The sequence below is a fragment of the Alteromonas sp. ABH4_456 genome (genome assembly GCF_056160645.1).
This window is the reverse complement of the sequence record NZ_JBSWXO010000004.1, coordinates 251031-264919: the sequence shown is the minus strand read 5'-3', so window position 1 is coordinate 264919 and position 13889 is coordinate 251031. Positions and strand designations below refer to the sequence as shown.

The following is a 13889-nucleotide window of genomic DNA, read 5'->3' as shown; positions in this document are numbered from 1 at the left end:
GGCCTGCGGATAGCATTGGCGGTCTGACGGAGGAAAGCCGTAAATAAAACTGAACAACAGGCGGACACCATTAAAATGCCCGCCTGTGAAGCCCCCTGCCCCGGGATTTTTGTAAAGCGGGCAGTACAGAGCGTATCTATAACTTTACAGTACCTTTATTAATGCCATATTCACGCAACTTGTTGGCAATGGCTGTATGGCTCAGGCCTAATTTTTTCGCCAGCTGACGGGTACTCGGGTAGGACGGATACAAACGTTTCAGCAGATCCCGCTCAAATTTCTTCACCTCTTCATCCAGCGTGCCGTCAAAGTTTTCATCGATGTACGTGACACTGGGTGCACAGGAAGGCAACTGGATATCTTCTTTAGAGATTTCATTGCCATCAAGCAACGACAGTGCACGGAATAAGGCGTTCTGTAACTGCCTGACATTTCCGGGCCAGGGGTACTGCTGCAGGAAATCCACACTGGACTTGCTCAGCTTGGCCGGACGGCGTCCCAGTTTACTGCTGTGTTGCAAAATGAATGCTTCGGCCAGTGGCAATATGTCCGGTCTGCGTTCTTTTAATGACGGCATGACCAGGCTCAGTACATTCAGGCGATAGTATAAATCCTTTCGGAACACGCCCTCTTCCACCATCTGCCCGAAATCCCGACCGGTAGTGCAAATGAAACGTACGTTTACCGCTACGGGTTTATCATCACCAACGCGTCTGAATTCGTTGTGCTCCAGTACGCGAAGCAATTTAGCCTGCAATTGCGGAGACATATCAGCGATTTCATCCAGCAAAATTGTACCGCCTTCTGCCAGCTCTAGTAAGCCTGCTTTACCCTCCAGTTGATTATATGCACCGGCTGCATAACCGAATAACTCAGATTCTGCGACACTGTCGGGTAACGAAGCGCAATTCAGTACAAGGAACTCACCTTTGTTTCTCCGGCTTGCCTGGTGACAGGCTTTGGCAATCATTTCCTTTCCCGTACCGGTTTCGCCGAAGATAAGTACCGGCGCATCGAGATCGGCAATTTGTTTGGCATCGTTAACAACCTTTGCCATAGCCGGTGACCGGATGATGAAGTGGTCGAAAGAATCCGTTTCAGTTTGATGGAAAGCCGTAAATTGCTGACCCAGACGCATTTCTGATTTCAGGATCACCACCGCACCGGCAAAGATGGCACTGTTCTGACCATCCGGCACTATTACCGGCAAAATATCCGCCAGATAATCCTGCTGGATAAACTTCACCTTCACTGAAGTGGCCGCATTATCCTTGCTCTCCATCCAGCGGTTAAAGTTAAACCCTTTAACCAGCTCACTGATTTCTGTGGACTCAATATCGGAAAACGGCAATTCAAGACCACTGATCACCGCTTCATTGCACATAAGTACACGACAGCGGTTGTCGATGGAAAATACCGGGTCAGGTAAAGTACGCAAAATGGCCGAAAGCTGATTCCGCTCCCGCTCGCCGGGCATATACGGCGTGGTTTTCACGTCATCAATACCATTGATCCTCCGGATTTTTGGCATGAGATGCTGAAAATCTTCGAATTCAAGATTAGGGAAATTGAGGAAAATTTTGCCCGCTTCATCGATTTCGATGCCCCGCAAATCGATTTCATGAGCCACCAGGATATCCAGGATGTCCTGAGTGATCCCAAGACGGTCCTGACAACTGATTTCTAAGCGCATAGTATTCTGTCATTTTTTATTGTAAATATATATTTACAGGATATCACAAAATACTAACATTGGAACGCTTAAATTTGTTTAACTCACCCGTCTGGGCGCAGGTTCAAACAGGGGGTCATAGAGGCCAAGCCGCATGGCCTGACGCACTAAATGCATGATGTCGCTTTCTGCCAGAGTAAAAAGATCATCGAAATCAGACAGCTCATAATACAGCGGCTGCATAATATCGATGCGGTAAGGTGTACGCAGGGCATCCAGCGCATTCATAGGCACTTTCACAGGGACATCGCTTTCAAGCGCATAAAGGGTTTCACCCGGCGATGACAAAATACCGCCGCCATAAATACGCTGCCCTCCGGGCGTTTTAACCAGACCAAATTCAACGGTAAACCAGTACAGGCGGGCCAGATAGATACGTTCTTCTTTCGACGCATCCAGACCCAGCTTCCCGTAGGTATGGGTAAAATGCGCAAAAGAAGGATTGGTTAACAGCGGGCAATGGCCGAAGACTTCGTGAAAAATGTCCGGTTCCTGCAGATAATCAAATTCTTCCCGGCTTCTGATAAATGTTGCCACCGGAAATTGCTTATTTGCCAGCAGCGAGAAAAAGGATGAGAAGTTTATGAGTGCCGGTACCGGCGCGGTTTGCCAACCTGTTGTTGCTTGCAGGATCCGGTCAATCTCACCTAATTGTGGTATGCGGTGCGCTGGCAGGTCCAGTAGTGCCAGCCCGTCCATATACTGTTTACAGGCTCTGCCCTGTAATAACGAATCCTGACGTTGATAAAGCTCAGACCAAATCTTGTTTTCTTCTCCGGACCAGGAGATCACACCGTTTTCGTCCGGTTGCCCGGACTGATAAGCAGATGACTTCGCCATAAAAAACCTTAATTGCTGTTACTCATTTTAGTCTAAGGAATTTATGACACTGTGGAAGTCTCAGGCTGATTCAGCCTGAGATCTCCGATGTAACATTAATTTTACAATTCAATATAAGCCTCTGAATTATTGAAAGTAAATAAAAAGGCCGGTGACACTGATGTGTCACCGGCCCTCATTTGAGTTCTTTGACTAACGGTCTGCTTCACCCGTCATTTTATTCAGAGCTGGCTGATTTCACGGTTTAACTGAAACTCTCTGGAGGTTACATATTTTTCCATCTTGCGCAGACGCAATTCTGATTCCTTGAACCTCGAGGCGATATCGTGCACTGCCTGTTTTGGTGGCTCACCGGCCTGCCAGACTTTCGTCTTTACCGACACCTTGCCGGATGATTCATGCTGCTGTGCGCCGGTATTGCTGTTCGTCCAGCTTTTACCTTGGTGCCCTTTAAACTGGCTTAGCGGATCATCCTGCTGAGCAGAAATATTGGCAGGTTTCGGTTCCAGAATAAACCAGCAGGCGATGTAGCCGATGAACACGAAGGTACCGGCCAGCAAGAAAAAAGCAGACACAACCAGAATTCTGACCAGCCATCTTTCCAACCCGAAATAGTCTGCTATACCACTGCATACCCCTGCAATTCTGGCATTTTCGGTGTCACGATAGAATTGACGGTTCATGCTCTGTCTCTCCACTGAGGCGCTTCACTATCAAGAATGGCTTCCAATGTTTTGATGCGGTCAGACATTTTTTCAGCCTTTTCCGCGAGTTCATTAATCGTTGCGAACTCTTCTGCGCTTAATCCCTGACTGACTTGCTTCTTACTGCGATAGTGCAGAATAAGCCAGATGGGTGCGACAAATATCAAAAACAAAAATAAGGGTACCAATAGCAGTGCCAGTATTCCCTCGTCCATAACCATAACCTCCGATTTCTAGTGAGAACTGCCCACAAAGCCGATTGTCCGGCTTCCTGTGAGCAAGGAAACCGGCACCGGGCGCGCATTATTCTGCGCTTTTATTTTCTTTTATTTTAGCTTTTAACGCCGCTAATTCTTCGTCAATTTTATCGCCGGCTTCCAGCTCGGCAAATTCATCATTCAGCGTTTTCTTACCTAAGTCGTACGCTTCTACCTGAGACTCCAGGTCGTCGATTTTACGCTCATATTGCTCAAACCGGCCCATAGCAGCATCTACTTTACTGCTATCCAAAGTACGTTTCACTTCTAAACGTGAACTCGCCGTTTTCTGGCGCATGATAATCGCTTTCTGACGGGCTTTTGCATCGGCCAGCTTGTCCTGTAACTGCCCAACCTCGTCCTGCAGTTTCGAAATCTGCTCTTCCACTACTGCAAGCTCTTTACCCAGAGCAACGGCAGCTTCTGCAGCTTTCTTACGTTCCTGTAACGCTGCACGTGCCAGATCTTCTCTGTCCTTACTTAAAGCCAGTTCCGCTTTGGCCTGCCAGTCCTGTGCATCGGCTTCGTATTTACTGATTTGTGCAGTAATTTCCTTTTTACTGGCGATGGTTTTCGCAGATGCTGAACGCACCTCAACCAGTGTGTCTTCCATTTCCTGAATAATCAGACGAACCATTTTTTCCGGATCTTCAGCTTTATCCAGTAATGCATTAATATTTGAGTTCACTATGTCGGTGAAACGCGAGAAGATACCCATATTCATTACCTCCAGCTCGTATGGAATCATGCAAAAGTGCATGGATTTTAATGCTCGTAGTTAATACGCATCTCTGTCACAAGCTATTCAATATGCTTGCCAACTAGCTAAGACTTTTTAATTCACTGAATTTATTCATTTTTTCTGAATTAAATTAATGTTCGATTCTGTGAAGTTTTTCATCTACACTAATTATTGGTCTAAATGACTAACAATTGAGGGACTAAATGAGTAGATTTCGCCAACAGGATAACTTGCTGGGTCAGGCCAACAGCTTTCTGGAAACACTGGAACAAATTTCCCAAATCGCACCACTTAATAAGCCGGTGCTGGTTATCGGAGAACGGGGGACGGGTAAAGAGCTTATTGCCGCCCGTTTGCACTTTCTGTCTCAGCGCTGGGATCAAAATTACATCAAGCTGAATTGTGCCGCGCTGAATGAAAATCTGCTCGAAAGTGAACTCTTCGGTTATGAAGCGGGAGCATTTACCGGTGCAGCCAAACGCCGTGAGGGCCGCTTTGAAGTCGCCAACAACGGCACCCTGTTTCTGGATGAGTTAGCGAACACCTCAGGTCTGATTCAGGAGAAATTACTCCGGGTCATTGAATACGGTGAATTTGAACGTGTGGGCGGTACGAAAACACTGAAAACAGATGTTCGTCTGATAGCAGCAACCAACGAAGATTTGCCTGCACTGGCGGAAAGCGGCGAATTCCGCGCCGATTTACTCGACAGACTGGCATTTGACGTTATTACCATTCCACCGCTGAGAGAACGGAAAGAAGATATTCTGTTACTGGCCGAAAACTTTGCCATTAATATGGCGAGGGAACTGGATATGGAATTATTCAGTGGCTTTACAGAGAAGGCCCGCCGCACCTTACTCGATTATCACTGGCCGGGTAACATCCGTGAGCTCAAAAACGTGGTGGAAAGAGCCGTGTACCGCTGCAATAACCCTCACCTGCCTGTCCACGAAATCATTCTTGACCCGTTTGAATCCCCCTTCAGACCAAAAGGTCGCATTAAGACTCAGGACAGAATTACCGCTCCCCAGCCGGCATCTGAAATCAACGGCATTCAGCCTGATTTCCCCCCGCCTCCCAACGACGCTGTATTTACGCCGGTGCCCGAGGCTCCGCAAGCTCCGGTTTATCCGTTGGATCTGAAGGAGCGCTCCCAGCAATTTGAAATTGATATGATCAGGCAAGCACTTGAAGACAGTCAGTTTAATCAGAAAAAGACTGCAGAAAAGTTGAGTCTGACTTATCATCAGCTCAGAGGCTATTTAAAGAAATACAATTTACTGGATTCTTCAGCGGAATCTGTGGAGGCATAACGGTGCGACGGGGTTTTCGGTGGGCAACTATACTGGTCGCACTAACAGGGCTTCAGGCCTGCGATAAATCAGAGCAGGTTGCTTTTTACCAGTCAGGTATCATCTACTGTTCTGAAAGTAATCCGGTGAATTTTAACCCGCAAACCGATACATCAAGCACCACCGCAGACGCCACCGCCCACCAGGTTTACGACCGGCTGATGGATTTCGATCCTGAAACCGGTCAGATTGTGCCAAACCTGGCCAGCAGCTGGCTGGTATCGGATGACGGGCTTACCTATACATTTCAGTTAAATAAAGATGTGGAATTTCACACCACGCCTTACTTTACCCCGACCCGGAGCTTTAACGCCGACGACGTCATTTTCAGCATTAACCGCTGGCGGCTGGAGGCCAATCCTTATCACCGCGTGTCCGGTGGACGCTACCCTTATTTCGAAAGTCTCGGCATCGCTGCCAATATTGAAGATGTGAAGCGCATCAATGGCTACCGGATTGAGATCACCTTAAAACAGCGTGACAGCTCTTTCCTGGCGAACCTGGCGACAGACTTTTCCGTTATTTTATCAGCCGAATATGCTGATTTTCTGTTGAGCCGTGGCACGCCGGAGAGAATTGACTATTACCCTGTTGGTACAGGCCCGTTTAAATTTGAAAGCTACCGCAAAGACCACTATATCCGTTTTCTGCGCAACGAACATTACTGGGGTGAACAGTCGCTGCCGGAGGGCCAGACAAACACGGAACACCTGATTTACGACATCACGCCGAAGAGCTCAATCAGGCTTGCCAAACTGATCACCGGAGAGTGTGATGCTATCGCCTTCCCTGCCCAGACAGAATTGGAGGTAATCCGTAACCGTGAAGAGCTTGAGTTATCTGAAAAACCCGGTCTGAACATCGGTTTCTGGGCGTTCAATACCAACCGGCCTCCATTCGACAATCCGGACGTGCGTAAAGCGCTGGCACTGGCTATCGACAAAAACACCCTCCTTGAAGCTGTGTACTTTGACAGTGCCACACGGGCAAAAACCCTGCTTCCTACAGCCAGCTGGGCTTTCCAGAGTGATGCCGAAGACACCGCTTACAATCCGGTACTGGCGAAAAAATTACTCACTGAAGCCGGTATTGAACCGGGCTTTACCATGACAATTTGGGCAATGCCGGTGGAGCGCGCTTACAACCCGAATGCCACCAAAATGGCTGAGCTGATCCAGCGATATTTGTCAGCGGTGGATATTCAGGTGAATATTGTCACTTATGACTGGACCACGTTTCGCCGCCATCTGCGGGAAGGCTTACACGATAGCGTGCTGATTGGCTGGTCCGCAGACAACGGTGATCCGGACAACTTTTACCGGCCTTTGCTCAGTTGCGGCGCGATCCCGTCCGGCACCAATCGCGCAATGTGGTGTAACGAACGATACGATTCACTGATTAATGAAGCCCTGCAAACGCAAAATATGGAGCGGCGCAAAGCAATCTATGAAGAAGTGAACCGCTTGCTGTATGATGAATTACCCATCGTGCCTATTGCTCATGCATACCGGTATCAGGCTTACCGTAAAAATCTGAAGGGCATGAGTATTAATCCGTACGGTGGTGTACGTTTTGCCGGAGTGACGAAATCCCTGTGATACAAATTCTGATCCGCTATGCGACCCTGTTTATAACCACTATGCTCGTGCTGGCGGCATTGTCCTTCGCCCTTGCTTATTTGTTTCCCGGCGACGTACTGGTGAATCTGACAGGAATCACGCCGCAAAATGAGGCGCAGCGTGCTGCACTCATCCGCCAGTTTCAGCTCGATAAACCCTATCTGTTTCAATTTATCTATTATGTTCAGCAACTGCTTCAGGGGAACTGGGGGTACAGTTTTATATCCGGTCTGCCGTTAAGGCAGGAAATCGGTATCGCCATGCCCGCCACAATAGAGCTCAGTGCCTATGCGCTTTTTATCGCCATTTTTGTAGGTGTGCCTCTTGGCTGTTACGCGGGGTTACGCAGTTACACCAAACGGGATTACCTGATTAACTCAGCCAGTATGGTCAGTTACTCATTTCCGGTATTCTGGATAGCACTGGTTTTCATCTTGTTTTTCAGTCTGAATCTTGGTGTGGTACCGTTATCAGGGCGTGTGAGCCTGCTATTTGATGTGCCTCCGCAGACCGGCTTTATCCTCATCGACATCATCATTGCTGACAGTGTGGACAGCGGCCTGGCACTCAGCGATGCACTCATCCACCTACTCCTGCCCACGGTATCTATCGCGCTGGTTTCCACCGCCTCCATGGTCCGGCTGACAAGGCGTTCAGTGATCGACGTGCTGAAAAGCCCGTACATTGCAGCGGCAGAATCCCGCGGACTTTCCAAGCGGCAAATCTTTTTCCGCCATATACTGAGAAACGCTTTACTCCCCATTCTGCCACTGATGGCGATCCAGATTACGACGCTCATCACCAATGCCATGATTGTTGAAACCTTGTTTTCCTGGCCGGGTATTGGCAACTGGCTGATCCAAGCCATTTACCAGCGCGATTATCCGGCACTGCGTGTTGGTATGCTGGCAGTAGCTACAGTGGTGATCAGTTTTACAATTATGATTGATTTGTTTAACCGCTTTATCGATCCAAGCAGGGAAAAGTACGAACGTGGCACGGTTTAGTTTATATCAGGAAGAATCGCAGCCCTCTCCCTGGCAGCGCACCTGGGAAGAGTTCCGCAGCAGTCATGTGGCCTTTGCCGGCTTCATCGTGCTCGGACTGTTTTTTTTCGTGTCTCTGTTTGCGCCGCTGGTAGCGCCTTACGACCCGTTACAACAAAACATCGATGCCCTGCTGGTGCCGCCGAGCTGGGAACCGAACGGTACCATCTCTCACCTGTTCGGTACTGATGCACTGGGCAGAGATGTATTTTCACGCATTATGTACGGCTGCCGTGTTACCTTCGGTTCCAGCCTGATGCTGGTGCTTATCGCTATGCTGGCAGGTGTAACAATCGGCACCATCGCCGGCATGACCAGCGGTGTTCGCTCCAGTGTGATAAATCATACTCTGGATGCACTGATGGCCATCCCTACTCTGCTGATAGCCATTATTATCGTGGCCATTCTGGGTACTGGTCTCGTTAACAGTATGTGGGCAATTACGCTGGCACTTATCCCTCAGTTTATCCATCACACCCGCTCTTATGTGCGCAGTGAAATGAAAAAAGAATACATTCTGGCGTCCAGGCTGGATGGCGCCCGGCCTTTGCAGTTATTTTTTCACTCGGTGCTGCCGAATATGATTGAAATGCTGGTGGTACAGGGTTCACTCGCCTTATCCATTGCTGTCATCGACATTTCCGCACTGGGTTTTCTGAATCTCGGTGCACAGCCGCCCCTTCCCGAGCTGGGCGTAATTCTGGCAGACGGACTGGATGTGGCTTATATCGCGCCCTGGAATGTGGGCCTTCCCGGCCTGACGATATTTTTGATGGTACTGGCGGTGAACATTGTCGGTGACGGACTGCGCTCTGCACTTCGACGGAGGCTGACACACTAATGCCCATGCTCGATATAAAGAATATGACGCTTGAGATAGACAACGGGAATACCCGTGTTAAAGCGTTAGATAAAGTGAACCTGACCGTTAACAGCGGAGAAATCCGCGCGCTGGTTGGCGAATCCGGTTCAGGCAAGAGTTTGATGGTTCAGGCAATTTCCGGTTCACTTCCCCAGCAGTGGCGTATCACCGCTGACAGAATGAGCTGGAACGGCAAAAATATGCTGTCCATGTCAGCAAAAGAGCGGCGTGAACTGATGCGCCGGGATATCGGCGTGGTATTTCAGGATCCGGTATCAGCCATGGATCCCTCCACCACATTAGGTGAGCAGTTAGAGGAAGCCATCCCGGATGAACTGGTAAACGGTAAATGGTTCTGGCAACGTAAGCAGGACCGCCGGAAAACTGCTATCAGTACTGTGCACAAAGTCGGGATTAAAAATCATAAGCACTATCTGAATGCGTATCCCCACCAGGTGCCTACCGACATTGGTCAGAAGTTCATGATTGCTATGGCGCTGATTTCACAGCCCAGACTGCTAATTGCTGACGATCCCACCCGTGGCATGGAAACGACCACGAAGACCAAAGTACTGAAGTTACTGACACGTCTGAATCAAACAAAATCACTATCCATATTGTTTGTCAGCCACGACTTGCTGGCCATCGCCAGTATGTCTCACACCATGACGGTACTGTACTGCGGACAAACTGTTGAATCCGGCAAGATGAAGCATATCCGTAAACGGCCGCTGCACCCGTACACCAAAGCACTGCTGGACAGTGCGCCTAGTTTCAGGAATGACTTACCGCCTAAGTCAGTGCTGCCGGCACTGGACGGCACCATTCCTTCATTGCAGCACGTTCCCATTGGCTGCCGGCTGGGCCCGCGCTGCCCCCGCGCCCAGCGCGCTTGTGTCAGTACGCCCGGCGTGCGTCGTATCCATGACCACACTTACAGTTGTCACTTCCCTCTGCACATGGAGAAGTTATGAGTGAGATCATGCATGTCAGCGGCCTGACATTCCGCCACAGTGATAAGAAACGCTGGTTGAAAAAGCCGGAAGTATTCGCCTTAGGGCCTATAGAACTGAGTGTGAAGCGCGGCGAGACCATTGCCATCATAGGTGAAAACCGCGCCGGAAAATCCCTGCTTGCCAAGCTGCTGGTGGGTGCAGTGCCTGCCGATGAAGGCGAGATATTCCTCAGCAACGTGATGTATAACGCGGCCAAAAAGAAGTCGACTAAGAGCTATAACGCCAGCAATGATATCCGCATGATTTTTCAGCACAGCAGCGAAGCCATGAACCCCGGCATTCCTGTAGGGCGTATTCTTGATGAGCCGTTATCGCTGAATACTGAACTGGATGAAACAGAACGCAAGAAAGTCATCGAAGATATTCTGGTTAAAGTGGGATTACTGCGTGATCACTACTACTTTTACCGCCACATGTTGTCTGACGGTCAGCAGCAGCGTGTAGCCATCGCCAGAGCCATGGTATTACAGCCAAAGATTCTGGTCGCAGACGAACCCTTTGCCGCACTGGACCCTTCAGTACGCTCGCAAACGGTAAACCTGATCCTGAACCTGCAAAAAGAGCTGGGGTTGTCGTTTATTTTTATCTCCCACAACTTAGGCATTGTAAGACACATTGCCGACAGGATCATCGTGATGGAAAACGGACAGATTGTTGAAACCGGCAAAACGGAAACAATCTTCCGCTGGCCGCAACATGATATGACTAAAAAGCTGATCCTTGCATATCAGTCACTGGTGCCCCAGCAAACGTTGACCTGAGTGGTCAACGTTGCCCGGAAAGACAGTTACCCCACCAACGCCAGCAGAATACCCGCTGCGACGGCAGACCCCAGTACACCGGCCACATTGGGCCCCATGGCATGCATTAACAGGAAATTGTGCGGGTTACTCTGCAAACCCACTTTATTGACCACTCTCGCCGCCATGGGTACAGCACTCACCCCGGCAGCGCCGATAAGCGGATTAATTCCGCCACCGCTCATTTTATTCATGAGTTTTGCCATCAATACGCCGGCGGCAGTACCGATAGCGAAAGCTATCGCACCTAAGCCGAGGATCCCTAACGTTTCCACCGTTAAAAATTTATCGGCAGATAATTTAGACCCCACAGCCAGGCCGAGAAAAATGGTCACAATATTGATAAGTTCATTCTGCGCCGTTTTTGACAGCCGGTCTACCACGCCGCATTCCCGCATGAGGTTACCGAAACAGAACATGCCCACCAGTGGTGTTGCAGAAGGCAGGAATAAAATGGTCAGAACGAGTACCGCCAGAGGAAATATGATTTTCTCTTTTTGCGACACATGGCGTAACTGCGCCATTTCGATTTTCCGCTCATCTTCACTGGTCAGTGCCTTCATAATAGGAGGCTGGATAATAGGAACCAGTGCCATGTAAGAATAGGCGGCGACAGCAATTGCCCCCAGCAAATCAGGGGCAAGACGGGAAGCCAGAAAGATTGCCGTGGGTCCGTCAGCACCACCGATGATGGCAATAGCACTGGCATCTTTTAACGTAAAGTCAAAACCGGGAATAAAATTTAGGGCAATAGCACCGAACAATGTGGCAAAAATACCAAATTGAGCCGCCGCGCCCAGCAGCAACATTCTGGGGTTTGCGATCAGTGCGCCAAAGTCCGTCATCGCTCCCACACCCATGAAAATTAATAACGGAAACACGCCGGAATGAATACCCACTTCATAGATGTAATATAAAAGGCCACCCGGTTCACTGAAGCCAGCCAGCGGAATATTGGTTAACAGCGCGCCGAAACCGATGGGTAACAGCAATAACGGCTCGAATTTTTTCACGATGGCCAGATATAAAAGCAGTAACCCCACAGCCATCATCACCAGTTGCCCGCCCTGAAAATGCGCCAGCGCAGTGCTGTCCCATAAAATTGATAATTTTTCCATCAGTTTAACTCTATCAGCGCCTGACCACTGGCAACACTGTCACCCTCTTTCACCAGAATACGGCCAGCTGTTCCGTCAAAAGCGGAACGAATTTCGGTTTCCATTTTCATCGCTTCAAGAATAATAACCACATCCCCGTTGGACACAGCATCACCTTCAGATACTAAAACTTTGAACACATTGCCGGATAACGGAGCATTGATTGCCTGTCCGCCAGCCGGTGCGGCTGTGCTGCTTTGAGCCGGTGCGCGCGCTGTTTCGGCCGGTGTAACACTGGTCAGCGTGCCGGATTCAGCCACTTCCACGTGATACACTTTGCCGTCTACTTTCACATCGTAACTTGAGGGCTGTCCCGCGGCGTTTGGAGCAGCAACAGGTGCTGTAGCCACTTCCGGCTCCTTGCCCGGCGCAGGTTCAAAGGCATCCGGGTTGCCGCGGTTTTGCAGGAACTTCAGACCGATTTGCGGGAACAAGGCGTAAGTGAGTACGTCGTCAACTTGCTCTTCCGCCAACAGGAAGCCTTTTTCTTTGGCCAATGATGCGAGGTCGTCAGTCAGGCTTTCCATTTCCGGCTTGATCAAATCAGCCGGACGGCAGGTAACCGGCTCACCACCATCAAGCACACGGGCCTGCAATTCAGCATTCACCGGCGCAGCAGTTGCGCCATATTCGCCTTTCAGTACACCCGCCGTTTCTTTGGAAATACTTTTATAGCGCTCACCGGTAAGCACATTCAGCACCGCCTGTGTGCCCACAATCTGCGAGGTGGGTGTGACCAGAGGAATGAACCCCAAATCTTCACGCACACGGGGAATTTCTTTCAATACTTCGTCAAACTTATCTTCTGCGCCTTGCTCTTTCAGTTGGCTTTCCATATTCGTCAACATGCCGCCGGGTACTTGCGCCAGCAATATACGGGCATCCACACCTTTGAGGCTGCCTTCAAAACTGGCGTATTTCTTTCTCACGTCGCGGAAGTAAGCGGCAATGTCTTCTAACCCCTCAAGCGACAAGCCAGTGTCTCTTTCTGTGCCTTCCAGGGCCGACACGATAGTCTCTGTGGCGCTGTGACCGTATGTCATACTCATTGAAGATATAGCGGTATCCAGCATATCAATGCCGGCATCGATGGCCTTCTGATACGTTGCAGTACTCAGGCCGGTTGTGGCGTGACACTGCATGGTGATAGGTACCTGCACGGTTTCTTTAAGGCGGGTAACCAGCGTTTCACACTCGTAAGGTTTAAGTAAACCGGCCATGTCTTTGATACAAATGGAGTGCACACCCATGTCTTCTAATTTTTTAGCCATATCCAGCCAGCCGTCGATGGTGTGCATAGGGCTGATGGTATAGGACATGGTACCCTGAGCATGCGCGCCACAATCAATAGCAGCCTTAACTGCCGTTTGCAGATTACGAACATCGTTCATCGCATCAAATATGCGAAAAACATCTACACCGTTTTCATGGGCACGTTCAACAAACCGGGTAACCACATCATCAGCATAGTGGCGGTATCCTAATAAGTTCTGCCCACGCAGCAACATTTGTTGCCGCGTTTTCGGCATGGCTTTTTTCAGCGCCCGGATACGCTCCCACGGATCCTCCCCCAGATAACGGATACAGGCATCAAACGTTGCCCCTCCCCAGGATTCAACAGACCAGAAACCTGCATTATCGAGCTCGCCTGCAATGGGTAACATGTCTTCCAGGCGCATGCGGGTAGCCAGTAAAGACTGGTGTGCATCACGCAATACAAGTTCTGTCAGTGCCAGTGGCTTAGACATAAAAAATCCTC

General features: G+C 49.6%; 13 protein-coding genes. 6 read left to right on the top strand and 7 right to left on the bottom strand.

All coding sequences use genetic code 11. The annotated features are described in order from the left end of the window. Window positions 1–136: 136 nt before the first annotated feature. From tyrR to pspA, 5 genes are all read right to left on the bottom strand, one after another. Entirely contained in the window at window positions 137–1693 is a 1557-nt protein-coding gene (gene tyrR / locus ACXAG2_RS08670; RefSeq protein WP_474866024.1) for a transcriptional regulator TyrR, read from the bottom strand. Between the two features lie 78 nt (window positions 1694–1771). Next, a complete protein-coding gene (phhA, locus tag ACXAG2_RS08665; RefSeq protein WP_474866022.1) occupies window positions 1772–2572 on the bottom strand; it encodes a phenylalanine 4-monooxygenase in 801 nt (266 codons plus the stop codon). A gap of 221 nt (window positions 2573–2793) precedes the next feature. Further along, complete coding sequence (gene pspC / locus ACXAG2_RS08660; RefSeq protein ID WP_474866020.1) at window positions 2794–3255, bottom strand: envelope stress response membrane protein PspC; 462 nt, start codon at window positions 3253–3255, stop codon at window positions 2794–2796. Beyond that, window positions 3252–3491, bottom strand: a complete 240-nt coding sequence (gene pspB, locus ACXAG2_RS08655) for an envelope stress response membrane protein PspB (RefSeq protein ID WP_303575340.1) — start codon at window positions 3489–3491, stop codon at window positions 3252–3254. The genes pspC and pspB overlap by 4 nt, the downstream gene beginning before the upstream one ends. An 88-nt stretch (window positions 3492–3579) precedes the next feature. After that, window positions 3580–4251: a phage shock protein PspA gene (gene pspA, locus ACXAG2_RS08650; RefSeq protein WP_119500624.1), complete on the bottom strand. Its 672-nt coding sequence runs from the start codon at window positions 4249–4251 to the stop codon at window positions 3580–3582. A gap of 227 nt (window positions 4252–4478) precedes the next feature. On the opposite strand from pspA, the gene pspF reads away from it, so the two are divergent. The 6 genes from pspF to ACXAG2_RS08620 are packed head-to-tail and all read left to right on the top strand — an operon-like array spanning window position 4479 to window position 10934. Continuing rightward, on the top strand, window positions 4479–5591 hold the full coding sequence (gene pspF / locus ACXAG2_RS08645; protein ID WP_474866017.1) for a phage shock protein operon transcriptional activator: 1113 nt from the start codon (window positions 4479–4481) through the stop codon (window positions 5589–5591). A 2-nt stretch (window positions 5592–5593) separates the two neighbouring features. Then, window positions 5594–7228, top strand: a complete 1635-nt coding sequence (locus ACXAG2_RS08640; RefSeq protein WP_474866014.1) for an ABC transporter substrate-binding protein — start codon at window positions 5594–5596, stop codon at window positions 7226–7228. Next, complete coding sequence (locus ACXAG2_RS08635) at window positions 7225–8256, top strand: ABC transporter permease (RefSeq protein ID WP_119500621.1); 1032 nt, start codon at window positions 7225–7227, stop codon at window positions 8254–8256. The genes ACXAG2_RS08640 and ACXAG2_RS08635 overlap by 4 nt, the downstream gene beginning before the upstream one ends. Then, entirely contained in the window at window positions 8243–9136 is an 894-nt protein-coding gene (locus ACXAG2_RS08630) for an ABC transporter permease subunit (RefSeq protein WP_119500620.1), read from the top strand. Before ACXAG2_RS08635 ends, ACXAG2_RS08630 begins: the two co-directional genes overlap by 14 nt. Beyond that, the gene (locus ACXAG2_RS08625; RefSeq protein ID WP_119500619.1) at window positions 9136–10131 is read left to right on the top strand and encodes a peptide ABC transporter ATP-binding protein; all 996 of its coding nucleotides are present in this window, start codon (window positions 9136–9138) and stop codon (window positions 10129–10131) included. The genes ACXAG2_RS08630 and ACXAG2_RS08625 overlap by 1 nt, the downstream gene beginning before the upstream one ends. Further along, complete coding sequence (locus tag ACXAG2_RS08620; RefSeq protein WP_119500618.1) at window positions 10128–10934, top strand: ATP-binding cassette domain-containing protein; 807 nt, start codon at window positions 10128–10130, stop codon at window positions 10932–10934. The genes ACXAG2_RS08625 and ACXAG2_RS08620 overlap by 4 nt, the downstream gene beginning before the upstream one ends. Window positions 10935–10960: 26 nt before the next feature. Here the strand turns inward: ACXAG2_RS08620 and ACXAG2_RS08615 are convergent, their stop codons facing one another. Together ACXAG2_RS08615 and oadA are read right to left on the bottom strand one after the other, a co-directional pair. Beyond that, complete coding sequence (locus ACXAG2_RS08615; protein ID WP_474866011.1) at window positions 10961–12091, bottom strand: sodium ion-translocating decarboxylase subunit beta; 1131 nt, start codon at window positions 12089–12091, stop codon at window positions 10961–10963. Further along, complete coding sequence (gene oadA / locus ACXAG2_RS08610) at window positions 12091–13878, bottom strand: sodium-extruding oxaloacetate decarboxylase subunit alpha (RefSeq protein WP_474866008.1); 1788 nt, start codon at window positions 13876–13878, stop codon at window positions 12091–12093. The genes ACXAG2_RS08615 and oadA overlap by 1 nt, the downstream gene beginning before the upstream one ends. Window positions 13879–13889: the final 11 nt, after the last annotated feature.

What these genes read in the sequence shown, in the direction of transcription:
- tyrR (WP_474866024.1), bottom strand. Translation starts at nt 1,693, where the DNA reads ATGCGCTTAGAAATCAGTTGTCAGGACCGTCTTGGGATCACTCAGGAC.
- pspB (WP_303575340.1), bottom strand. Translation starts at nt 3,491, where the DNA reads ATGGACGAGGGAATACTGGCACTGCTATTGGTACCCTTATTTTTGTTT.
- ACXAG2_RS08615 (WP_474866011.1), bottom strand. Translation starts at nt 12,091, where the DNA reads ATGGAAAAATTATCAATTTTATGGGACAGCACTGCGCTGGCGCATTTT.
- pspC (WP_474866020.1), bottom strand. Translation starts at nt 3,255, where the DNA reads ATGAACCGTCAATTCTATCGTGACACCGAAAATGCCAGAATTGCAGGG.
- phhA (WP_474866022.1), bottom strand. Translation starts at nt 2,572, where the DNA reads ATGGCGAAGTCATCTGCTTATCAGTCCGGGCAACCGGACGAAAACGGT.
- ACXAG2_RS08620 (WP_119500618.1), top strand. Translation starts at nt 10,128, where the DNA reads ATGAGTGAGATCATGCATGTCAGCGGCCTGACATTCCGCCACAGTGAT.
- pspF (WP_474866017.1), top strand. Translation starts at nt 4,479, where the DNA reads ATGAGTAGATTTCGCCAACAGGATAACTTGCTGGGTCAGGCCAACAGC.
- ACXAG2_RS08625 (WP_119500619.1), top strand. Translation starts at nt 9,136, where the DNA reads ATGCCCATGCTCGATATAAAGAATATGACGCTTGAGATAGACAACGGG.
- oadA (WP_474866008.1), bottom strand. Translation starts at nt 13,878, where the DNA reads ATGTCTAAGCCACTGGCACTGACAGAACTTGTATTGCGTGATGCACAC.
- pspA (WP_119500624.1), bottom strand. Translation starts at nt 4,251, where the DNA reads ATGGGTATCTTCTCGCGTTTCACCGACATAGTGAACTCAAATATTAAT.